This is a genomic window from Anaerococcus tetradius ATCC 35098 (genome assembly GCF_000159095.1).
Taxonomy (GTDB): domain Bacteria; phylum Bacillota; class Clostridia; order Tissierellales; family Peptoniphilaceae; genus Anaerococcus; species Anaerococcus tetradius.
The window spans coordinates 15,658-27,479 of record NZ_GG666304.1 but is presented as its reverse complement, the minus strand read 5'-3'; the positions used below and the strand labels follow the sequence as shown (position 1 = coordinate 27,479).

Sequence of the window (11,822 nt, the reverse complement as noted above, 5' to 3'; positions counted from 1 at the left end):
AAAAGATTTACAAGAGCTAAGACTATCGGAGAAGATTATACTGAAGAAAAGATCAAAGAAAGAATAGATTTAGCTATAATAAATAAAGCTAATCCTATTAAAAAACGAGTAGGAAACGTCATTGATATATCTACTAATGAAAAAGCACAATCCTCTAAAGGTTACGAAGTCTGGGCAAGAAAACACAATATCAAAACAATGGCAGATTCAATAATTAAATTAAGAGAACAAGGAATTAATTCCATTACCCAGCTCGATGATCTGATCAAAAAATCTGCTGATGATAGACAAGACTTATTAGATAAAATAAAAAAATTTGAAACTGAGATGAAGAGTTTATCCAAAGATATGGAAAATATTTATACTATAAATAAGTATCGTGAAATATATAAATACCACAAGAAAAATCCTGAAGATAAGCAATTTGAAGAGGAGTATTATAGCGAACTTTCCGTCTATAAAATAGCCGCTAAAGAAATCTTAGAAAATTATAATAAGCTACCAAATACAAAAGAAATACTATCCAAGCTCGATAAACTGCAAGAAAAAAAGAACACCCTTATGCAAGAGTATTCTTTGAATAAAGAACAATTTTCTGACCTTGTTCAGTATAGGAAAAACTATGAAAATTATTATGGGAAGGAAGTGGAGAGGTAACATCTTCACTTCTGAGACTGTATAAAATTTTGTGTATAGAAACCTCCTGATTAGGGTAAGTGAAAACTAATCAGGAGGAATTCCTATACATAAATTATTTCACAGTCTCAAATCGACTTATCTTATAAGATTAATTTCTAACACTAAACTTATGAGATTATCTTAAATCTTCAGCTATTTTTAAGTAAATCCTTTTAAATCTAAATCTATTTATATGGCTTGGTAAGTATAATAATTAGTTACAAAGCCGATCAATAGATTCTCTAAACGGTTCTATGTTCCATCGGTTTTTTATTTTTGCTTTGAAAAAATGACATTTGTACTGTTCAAATAATATATCCTCATTATCTTTATATTGAGACCACTGTACGTCATTTGAAAAATTTTCCTTAAGTTCGTTCCAAGATTTTATCAAAATATCATTACTAAAAGACATTCTTACAAAATTTTTAGGAGAAATCGATAATGACCAAATACCATCTCTTTGAATCCAGGTTACATCATCAAAATATTTAAATACACTCTCAGAAGACACTAAATTTGATATAGGAATATCTTCTAGCCCATCGTTTATTATTGATAGATCTGTAGAACAATTTATTTCTATATTCCCGGAACTAGCTAATGCTTTGTTCGGTATTATAGAAACAATTACCAATAAAATCCCCATTATCTTGCATTGCCATACTTTATTTTTCATTATCTAATCCTTTCTATGTTATAAATATATACAACATAATCACCTTTTAATCATTATAAATAATCATTTATATTAAACCATCTAACTTTTATGAAAATCGTAACTGATTTTACTTTAATTAATTTATTGTTTATCAATGAGCGAACAATAAAAATCACTTCTATCTTTCAATTCTTTATGTGTGCCCCTATCTACTATCCTACCATTATCTAAAAGTAATATTTCATCAGAAAAAATAATGCTTGATAATCTATGAGTAATTAATATCAGTGAAATATTTTCATCTCTCAATTTTTTCATTATTTTATTTTCAGTGATTGCATCTAATTGATTTGTTCCTTCATCTAAAATAATTATTTTTGGTTTTGTTAGTAATGCTCTCGCTAGTGCTAATCTTTGCCTCTGCCCGCCAGATAAATTACTCCCATTATCTCCTATTTGAGTATGTATATTAAAAGGCATTTTTTGTACTTCTTCATCGAAACACGCTATTTTTAAAGCTAAATAAATCTCCTCATCAGTATGTTCATTTGAAATATCTAAATTATTTCTAATCGTATCATTAAAAAACATTTGATCTTGAAGTACAACGCCAAAGATCTTTCTATAGGTATCCAAATTATAGTTTTTAATATTTATATTGTTAAGTAAAATATTTCCTTTGTATTGACTATAAATTGATAGCAAAAGCTTTACAATTGTAGTTTTACCACAACCAGTTTTCCCAATAATTGATAAGCTTTGTCCTTTTTTTAATTTAAAAGAAATATTGTCTACAACCATATTTTCATAATTATTATTATATGAAAAACTAACGTTTTTAAACTCTAGTTTTTCAAATTCAGATATGTTTCTTCCCTTATCAGTAATTTCATCATCATCTAGGGTTATTTCCATTAACCTATCTATTATTGATATCGTATATTGAGAATCAAAAATTGTTTGCATAATCGTTACTAATGGATTAAAAAAAATGTTTGTTAATGTTATAAAAGCCATCATTTCACCAGTAGTCATTAAACCACTATTTATAATAAAACTCCCTATAAGCAATATTATAAACGTTGGTAGTAATCTATATGACATCATAAAACTTTGATAAAGTCCCAATATTTTTTCTCTATTATACTCTAAAGATATTTGTCTATTATAAAACTCGTTCCATTTTTTTATACTGCTTTGGTATCCTACTGAGGTCTTTATTAGTAAAACATTAGAAAAAATTTGCATCAAATAACTTTGCGTCTTTTCTCTACTTGCAATAGAATCTATGTTTTTTTTATCTACTATCTTAAGTAAAACGAATACAATTATACATAAAATAAAACCAAGTATAAAATTTATAATAGCAAGATCTCTCGAAACTTTAATCATTGCTAAAGAAGAAATTATTATCGTTAATAAATCAATAAAAATTGCCATAATCATATTTGTAATACTATGTTGAAGTAAATCTATGTTATTTATTCTTGATATAATCTCCCCAGACGGTCTTATATCAAAAAATTTTAACGGCAACTTAAATGTTTTTTCTACTATCTTTCTTTTTAAAGAATAAATATATTTTTTTTGCAAAATAGAAATCAACAATGCTCTAACATAGGAAAATACTCCATACAATAATACAAATATTATTGAACAAATAAATAAATAATTAATATCTTTATTAAGATTATTTCCAATAACGTCGTCTATAATATATCTAGTGAACCAAGGTGTAAACAGTGTCAAAATTTGAATTAATAAAGAAATACATACTAAAATTAAAACTAATTTATTATCTAAAAACCCAAGTTTTAATAAATTTATTGTATTCTTTCCTTTTTTCCTTTTTTTAAATTGTTTAGTGGGTGTAAAAATAATAACTATTCCATTAAAGAACTCATTAAATTCATCAACTGATATTCTAATTCTACCTAATTCAGGGTCTATATATACGACATCATTATTTTTTACTTTTTCAAGCACGATATAATGACTATTATTTTTTATACAAATACAAGGAAAAATTTCCTTTGTACATATTAAGCTTTTTTTATTCTTTAATTGTACAGCTTTAGATTTTAGTCCAAAATCATTTGATAGACTAATTAAACTTTTTATAGATACTCCATCTCTTGAAACATTTATTTTTTTATTCAACTCAGCAATATGAATTTTACAACCATAAAAGTTTAGTATCATACAAAGTGCAGCAACTCCACACCCACTCTCAGATAGCTGCTGTATAAATTTAACCTTTTTCAAATAAAATCACCTCAACTATTCGCTACAAATTTTATCTATTTAACTCGTTAAATAAAAATAATAAGATTTTTGAGCATATTATAAAGTTTCATTCTAATATCAGGATAGATGGTATTGTTGGATTATACACTTTTAATACTCCATATCCTATTCCTGCTAAACCCACCATGATACCAGGTGAATTATCATATGGAATTCCACATTTCCAATTACCTTTCATGAGATCTTCTTTAATATACTCCATATATATGTCGCATTTTTCTTTTATTTTTCTTTTCTCGACTACTCTGCTGGCATAATTTAAAATTTCTATATTTCCTAAATCACCATGACATAAACAATGGCTTCTACCAAATCCAAACTTTAAGCTAGTTTCTATTGCATTAGAAATATCTGAATCTATACTAGATTTTCTACTCTCTGTTAATGGTATTTCTAAATTTTTTATATAAAGTCTACTTAATAATATTCCACTTGCTCCATGACACCACGCAACTGGTATATGATTCTCTAAATCATCATATCTTATACCATCATCTGTTTCTCTTCTATCAGACCAGTTTTTTACACTATCCCTATATAACATATCTTCATACTTCATACCTTTTTCAATTATTTCTAAATAGCTATCATTTTTTATATATTTATATAATTTTGCAAATGCAAATATTATTCCAGATGTTCCATGTGCAAAACCTCCAAGTGGTTGTTTAGCAAACGAACTTTTCCACGCTAAAGCATTCTCGATTTTAATGCTATCCTTCATTATTTTATCGGCGTAACGCTCTGCTAATGATAATATTTTTTTATCTTTGACATGTTCATAATATTTTAAAAGTATTAAAATCACACCCGCAGAACCAATAATTACATCATGCTCCTGATTATTAATTAAGCTTTTCTCGCAACTATTAAAAATTTTTGACCTCATTAATTCTAACTCATCTGAATCAAAGTATTCATTAAGCTCTTTTTCTAAAATAATTAGAGCGTATATAATAGGTGTTTCTCCTGAAAATCCGCCAAACAAAATTTTATTATCTTTATATTTATCCCTTTTATTAAAATAACCCCTTATCGTTTCAAAGCATTGCTCTATTACTTGAAAATACTTATGATTTTTTGTTTCTTTATATAGATATATAAAATATATTAATATACCTGAAATACCATTATATAAATCCATACCTACAGGAACTATATTCCAATCATTAGTTTTTTCTCCTACGATATTCATATCCATCCAACTTATATCATTATTATCACCAATGTATGATAATTCGATTAAATGGTTTGCAATTTTTTCTGATATTTCTATAAGTTCACTCTTTTTTAGCTCCAAATCTGATGATTTCTTTATAATCTTTAGAATTCTATCATGTCTCAATTCTTTATTATTAATAAAATTATATTTTGGATCATAATTTAATGCAGTAGTGATCATCAAAATCTGAAACCTCAAATCTTCTTCTGAAATATCCGCTATATTCTTTTTAACAAGATTAATTGATGTTTCTTTATAAAAGTTTTCAACTTTATTATTATCTTTATCTTCTATACTAAAAGTCCCTATTTTTGAAACGAACATAGGTATATCATTTTTTATAAGAGACAAAAGCTCAATGCCCGAAATTCTTTTCAACTTGTTTTCTTCTTCAACTTGAGTCCATAATTTTGAAAACAACATTTCTCTATCTAAACCACTTCTCATGAAATCAGGATGAAAAGATAGCTGAATAAGAGATGAATAATACTGTGTAGCCCTTAAAATTTGTCTTGATTCTTTATGATTATATTTATCGACATCCTTTAATAAGATTTTCTTTGAATCTTCTGATAAAAACTGCCTGTAACTATTTATAAATCCCTTTTTCAATTCCTGTTTATATTGAAAAGTATCTACCACTTTATTTTTAATAAACGGAGTATTATTTTTCTTCTCTAAAACAGATCTTTTATAATCTATTCTCATCTCATCAGTTAAAATATCTAATATACTTGCTGTTTCAATTGGAATTTCTTTACTTTCATCATTCGTCATTGCACTTACATCTACACCAATATCTTTCCCTCTTCCCCATATAATATTAGGTAATATCCCTACTCTTCTCACTGAATTTTCAATAGTTTCATAAATTTTATCATCAGCACCCCTATGAATTTTATCAACCATTTTATTATGAAATATTGTTTCTATATCTATTAAAACTGGATGTTTCCCATGTGCAATTATGTTCTCATAGTGAACATCATTACCTCTTAAGACATATAAGATAAATAACAGCTTTCCTAATTCATCATAATAATTTTGCATATCTAATTCAGAACTGCAAGATTCATAACTTATATATTCAGACCAACCATAATCTCTTTTATCAATTACTTTATAGGTATATAAATTACTATTTGTTAACCTATTAAAAAGTTTTATTGTCTCTTGAAATTTTTCATCTAATTCAAGAGTTCTAGGCTTGTAAACAACACTTTTCCCATTTTCAGAATGTACTATAATAACAGATTTTCCATTATTGTGAGAATCTGAAATATTTAAGTCAACTTTTGTTATTATATCTGAAATGAAAAAGTACTTTTTTAAATCATGGATATCATCATAAAAATGTTTAATAAATTCAAAAGTTGCAGTCACCCAATTATTTACTGCTTCAACCATTAATCTTAACATTACAGGATATTCTTCCAAAATATCCCAAAAGTGCTCTTCAATATAATGTTCTGTAAAATATTCATATCTTTCATATTTATTTTCACCTATTAGCTTTTCGTTTTCTTTAGCAATATTTAACTCAAGAATTATTGTCCTATATGTTATATTTATTAATTTATTTATAAGCTGAATAGTAAATTGATTAATGATATCTTCCGAAATATTATAAAATTTTAAACATTTTTTTAAATTGATAACTCCAACATTTATAAATGGCTTATAAAAATCATAAAATAAAGGCTTCACTTTTTTATTTTTATTGTTCCTAACATAGAATTTAGGCAACTTATATTCCAAATATTCCTGTGATTGCATATAGTATAAAAATTTTTCTATTTTTTTCATTTCTACAGTATTTTTAATCTTAAAGTTTGACTCCTCTAAAATACATTCAAATCTATCACTATCAATATTATATGCCTTCAATAAATAATCTTCATAATTTATGAAATCATCACCCAAAAAAGATTCCCAGTACTTTTTTCTAACTTTAGCTATCTTATAATTTTTAAAATTTAGTTCATAATCTTTTCTCTCAAAAGAATAAGCAAAATTTTTAAATTCTTCAATCGATTTCAATTATACATCCTCCTGATAGTATATTAAAAAACGGGAGGCAGAAATATACCATCCGCCCCCCATTCACATATGGAAATTTATATCCATCAGCAACAAATTAAAGTTGCAAATGGACATTCTGTAGTTATAGTGCAACCATGACCACATGAATCTTTTCCAGAATAGCAATGACAATGTGTATTTGCTGTTCCACCTGCCATAATTCCATCAAGTTCGCTATCAGATAATTCGCGGAAAATATCTCCTGCCGGATTATCAACATCTTCATTTTTAAAATAGATAGCTTTTTTCCAATTCTCCATTTTTTTTGACATAATCTCTCCTCCTTTCTTTAGTTTTATAAATATAATGCGTAGATTTCATAATAAACGCATCCTATTTATCAATCTCATGCATATATTTTTTCGCAGTATTTACTAAGTATAATTTTTTGCAACATAAATACTAGCAAAACTATTATTGCTGAAATTAATTTTTCTTTATTTGTAGAATCTATAGCTTTAGAAATGTAAAACATACTATTTACAACATATAAGTAAGCCATATTTAATTGTGAAACAAATACTCCAAAGAATGAAACAACAAATCCAACAATTACTCCTATTTGTAAATTTTGTTTAAAATATAACATAACGCTTATTATTAACCACGATATTAAATAACTTACCAATGAATGAATTATGTACCTAATAAAGTATTGTATTACTACATTAAAATTTATTGACTCTAAGTTTAGTTTGATTTCAAAAAAAAGCATCAATAAAAATGTAAGCAAAGAATATATTAAAGATAATATAAGACTAACGCTTTTTTTGCTTTTAACTATATCTTCTATATTAATAGGTGAAGTTAATAAATTATTCCATACCTTATCTCTGCTTTCCATTAAAAACAATTCCATTCCTATTAATGTAAATATTGGAGTAAAAATATAATATGAATTCACACTTAGACCATTTTTTAAGAACCAGCCAAAAGTTGATCCATATTTTATATCGTTATATGTCATATTTCCCATCCCATATTGTATAAGAGATGAAATTAGGCAAACTATAAATAAAATGAGTAAAAGTTTTTTGCGTTTAAGTTTTTTTAATTCTATCTGTACCATGCTAATCACCTTAGTTAACCTACACATCTTGTTTTTTTAAAATTTTTATTGATATATAAACATAAATTGCAAATACAATAACAATGTTTGCTATAAAATATCCTATATATGGACTACTTTCTACTCCTTCAAAGTTGTTATACCAAATTACATTATGGCTGCTTGCTAAAGGACTTATACCTTGCAACTTTTTCATTAAAAAAAATGTAACTACTATATAAAGGCTTCCTATTAAATTTGTAGTAGCAGCATTACCTTTTGTAACAATAGTAATTATTGACACTGGTATTACGCTTAAAAAAATAAATATCGAACTTCTAATACATAGTAAAAAAAATCTTGAAACTAACTCACTTGTCATACTATCATGAAATCTAGTTAAAAAACCTGTAATACAAACTGTTAAGAACACAAAAATCATGATAGCTAGAGATATCATAAATAAGTAAACTAGTTTAGATATAAAATATTTTGTTCTTGAAATAGGTATTGTCCATATATACTTAATTGTGTCATTATTATAATCATTTGAAAATGATGTTGTTAAGAATGATAGTAAAATCATTGGTAATATTAAATAATTCATATAACTTAATGAAAACTTATATAAGTATACGAAACTGTCAAAGAGTCCTGTAGCTTCATTAGTATATATTAATATCATTGTTAGATAAGCTATAACTAATACCAAAGATAGATATACAACTTTTGATCTCTTTTGCTTTTTAAATTCTGAAAATATTAAATTACCCAATTCCTTGACCTCCTGTAACTTTTTTAAAATAATCTTCAAGTGTTATTTTCTCTTCAATAATTCCATTTACTTCGAAGTCATTTTTTATAAAAATTTTATTTAAATCGGAAACCTTAACATTTTCATTTTTTATAATAATTCCTTTATTAAAGGTTACCATTTGCTCAGAATTCACTCCATTCTTAGATAATAAATTTATTGCTTCTTGAGTCTTATCAACATAAATCTTAACTCCAAATTCATTATGAGAGTTCCATTCTTCCAAATTAATTTCATCAATTAAATTTCCATCGTTAATAATTCCTATCCTATCTGCCAAATTTTCTAACTCTGGTAAAATATGGCTAGAAATAAGAATAGTAGTTCCATTTTCTTTTAGAGATTTAATTAAATCTCTAACTTCTGCAATTCCTATTGGATCTAAACCGTTTATTGGTTCATCTAAAATCAAAACTTTTGGTTTGTGCATTATAGCATTTGCAATTGCAAGCCTTTGTTTCATTCCTAATGAATACTTGCCAAAAAGCTTTTTGTCATTATATGGAAGATTCACTAACTTTAAAGCTTCTTTTACTGAGTTTTCAGAGTCGCCTCTTAATTTTGCAAATATCATTAAATTTTCTGTTGCCGTCAAATTACTATAAAAACCAGGGCTTTCTATAATACAACCAACGTTCTTTAATACTTCTTTTCCTTTATCAGTGCTAGTATCAGAACCAAGCAAGATAACTTTCCCTTTAGTTGGTTTAGTTAATCCTAATATAATCTTCATTATAGTAGTTTTCCCCGCACCATTTCTACCTAATAATCCATATATTTCGCCTTCATTTATATTTATGTTAATAGATTTCAATACAGGTGAATCTTCATAATACTTTTCTAAATCTTTTATGCTTAAAATACTATTCATCAATTTAATTTCTCCTTAAATGTTCATTTATAACAGTCTAGTGTTTAGTCTCATAATGTCTACTTATTATCATTACTATAAATCCATCTACTTTTTACAAATTCACATTAGACTTTTTATCATAATAATTGTATAAGAATTTCAAAATTTAATCAGCTAACTTTTGTGAATACTTCCCTTTTTCATCTATCAATTTTACTTTTAATAAAATTTTTCTTCTGTTTTTTTAAAATTATGTATATGTGCCAAGCTATATAAATATTTGTTAATCGTTCCTAATTATATATGCCTTTAATTAATATTTTTGAATGTCCTCAAATTCTATAAGTCTTATTTCATTATCTCTAATCTCCAATATACATGGTATGGTATTGATCCCATAATAATCTAAGGTCCTATTAAACTCAGCATTGTTAAAATATTCACCTATGTCTAAATCTACAACATTCTTAAATAAATCATATCTTTCACTTTCTTTTTTTACTAGCTCTATTCCATTGCTTATATAATGTAAGCAATATGGACAATCTTTTGATGTTAATAGATATATGCCATCTTTTTTGCCTATATCCTTCCAATCTATTTGATTCAACTGCCTTTTATTTATTTCATAATTAGATAACTCATAAATTTGTTCATAATTACTAATATTTAAATTAAACAATTTAAATATTACAAAAATAAGAACTAGAAGATATATGCCTTTGATTATATTTTTACTTTTCACTTCTATACCAACTACTTAAAAAGTATATTTCCAATGAACATAGTAATTGGGAAAGATAATAGCAATAACAAGTTCAAAAAAGCAAATAATATAGATTTTCTTTTTATGGATGATATCAAACCAATTATTCCAAGTATAGGACATATAAAAATCGTACTTATACCTAAAGGTTTCAATTCTGTAAATTTATTTAATAAATCTACAGGAAGAATATATGAAATAACAAATATTATTATGCCGAGTACAAATGTGTATTTTTCTATATTTTTTAGCATCCTACTTGACCTACTGTATTGAAGTATGTTCTGATTGCCCAAGCAACTTTAGCCATTGTTCCTGACATTTCGCTTTTATGTGTATCAATATAATCTACTAAGTCTTTATTACATTTACAATTCTTTCTAAGAGTTAGAGACCACTTGTAGCATTGATCGTGTCTTCTACAACCTTCATCTAGTACATCAGTAACTGGTTCATCTGAATCCTTTCCGCCATAACCTGGTCCACAATAATTTCCCCATATTGGTAAACCTATTGAGCGAGTACTATAACCTTCTGTATTAAATTCTGAATAATTTGAACTTACTGATTCTAACAATAAGCCTTGTTCTATAACTTCTGGACTTTCGTTATTATTTTGTGCACTTTGATAATCAAAATATAAACTATCATTATCTACAATGATGTATTTCTGAACTTCATCTCCTATTCTTTCAATATCACTATAGCTCAAATTTTCTCCATCGGATGCTGCTACATTATTATTAGGTAAGATAAGTACACAAATAGCCAATACAAAAATTAACCCCAAAAATATTTTTTTTAATTTTTCTTTCATTACATATCTCATTTATGCTACTAACGCTTTTAATGCCTTATTTCTAGTTTAATTTTATAGTAGTTAGAAATTTATTTCAGCTAACTTTTGTGAATATTATTTAATTATTATCTTTACTATATAATTTTTAGTCATTGAAAATACTTCGTCACTTACTCTTTGAATTCCTTGTTCATAAAAAATTATTACTATAATACTATTTTAAATTTTGCCTTTTATTTTAGAAATTGCTCTTTACTTCAATCTCATGTCAAGCATGTCTTTATCTTAGTTAGCTTGATATTTTTGTTCTTATTTTGATGTATAAACCGAAATAAAAAAATCTGTAACAAGATATGAAAAAATTTAAATATTATAAATAAATGTCATGAGATCTATAAATACCATAAGAAAAATCCTGAAGACAAGTAATTTGCAGAAGAATATTATAGTGAGCTTTCCGTATACAAAATAGCTGCTAAAGAAATTTTAGAAAACTATAAAAAGCTTCCAAATACAAAAGAAATACTATCAAACCTCGATAAATTGCAAGAAAAAAAGAACACCTTTATGCAAAAGTATTCTTTAAATAAAG

At 25.9% G+C, this 11,822-nt stretch carries 10 protein-coding genes and 2 pseudogenes; 2 read left to right on the top strand and 10 right to left on the bottom strand.

What is annotated here, in order from left to right; translation table 11 throughout:
• A pseudogene (locus HMPREF0077_RS09175) lies at positions 1-657 on the top strand (relaxase/mobilization nuclease domain-containing protein); the annotation flags it as partial.
• A 235-nt stretch (positions 658-892) separates the two neighbouring features.
• Here the strand turns inward: HMPREF0077_RS09175 and HMPREF0077_RS09170 are convergent.
• The 10 genes from HMPREF0077_RS09170 to HMPREF0077_RS09125 form a co-directional block, all read right to left on the bottom strand.
• Positions 893-1,357, bottom strand: a complete 465-nt coding sequence (locus HMPREF0077_RS09170; RefSeq protein ID WP_004837733.1) for a DUF2599 domain-containing protein — start codon at positions 1,355-1,357, stop codon at positions 893-895.
• A gap of 123 nt (positions 1,358-1,480) precedes the next feature.
• Positions 1,481-3,604 (bottom strand): peptidase domain-containing ABC transporter, encoded by a 2,124-nt coding sequence (locus HMPREF0077_RS09165; protein WP_004837732.1) that lies wholly within the window; start codon positions 3,602-3,604, stop codon positions 1,481-1,483.
• An 88-nt stretch (positions 3,605-3,692) separates the two neighbouring features.
• Positions 3,693-6,908 carry a type 2 lanthipeptide synthetase LanM family protein gene (locus HMPREF0077_RS09160; RefSeq protein ID WP_004167033.1) on the bottom strand — a complete coding sequence of 1,072 codons (3,216 nt, stop codon included), beginning with the start codon at positions 6,906-6,908 and terminating at the stop codon, positions 3,693-3,695.
• 86 nt (positions 6,909-6,994) lie between these two features.
• Entirely contained in the window at positions 6,995-7,222 is a 228-nt protein-coding gene (locus HMPREF0077_RS09155; protein WP_004167060.1) for a plantaricin C family lantibiotic, read from the bottom strand.
• Positions 7,223-7,296: 74 nt separating this feature from the next.
• Complete coding sequence (locus HMPREF0077_RS09150; RefSeq protein WP_040349712.1) at positions 7,297-8,019, bottom strand: ABC transporter permease; 723 nt, start codon at positions 8,017-8,019, stop codon at positions 7,297-7,299.
• 19 nt (positions 8,020-8,038) lie between these two features.
• Positions 8,039-8,773 carry an ABC transporter permease gene (locus HMPREF0077_RS09145; RefSeq protein WP_040349711.1) on the bottom strand — a complete coding sequence of 245 codons (735 nt, stop codon included), beginning with the start codon at positions 8,771-8,773 and terminating at the stop codon, positions 8,039-8,041.
• Complete coding sequence (locus HMPREF0077_RS09140) at positions 8,766-9,683, bottom strand: ABC transporter ATP-binding protein (protein ID WP_004167045.1); 918 nt, start codon at positions 9,681-9,683, stop codon at positions 8,766-8,768. Before HMPREF0077_RS09140 ends, HMPREF0077_RS09145 begins: the two co-directional genes overlap by 8 nt.
• 295 nt (positions 9,684-9,978) lie before the next feature.
• Entirely contained in the window at positions 9,979-10,410 is a 432-nt protein-coding gene (locus tag HMPREF0077_RS09135; protein ID WP_004837729.1) for a hypothetical protein, read from the bottom strand.
• An 11-nt stretch (positions 10,411-10,421) separates the two neighbouring features.
• The gene (locus tag HMPREF0077_RS11030) at positions 10,422-10,685 is read right to left on the bottom strand and encodes a hypothetical protein (protein ID WP_004837728.1); all 264 of its coding nucleotides are present in this window, start codon (positions 10,683-10,685) and stop codon (positions 10,422-10,424) included.
• On the bottom strand, positions 10,679-11,248 hold the full coding sequence (locus tag HMPREF0077_RS09125) for a phospholipase A2 family protein (protein WP_040349709.1): 570 nt from the start codon (positions 11,246-11,248) through the stop codon (positions 10,679-10,681). The genes HMPREF0077_RS11030 and HMPREF0077_RS09125 overlap by 7 nt, the downstream gene beginning before the upstream one ends.
• 339 nt (positions 11,249-11,587) lie before the next feature.
• On the opposite strand from HMPREF0077_RS09125, the pseudogene HMPREF0077_RS11025 reads away from it, so the two are divergent.
• Positions 11,588-11,822 (top strand): annotated as a pseudogene (locus HMPREF0077_RS11025) (hypothetical protein); the annotation flags it as partial.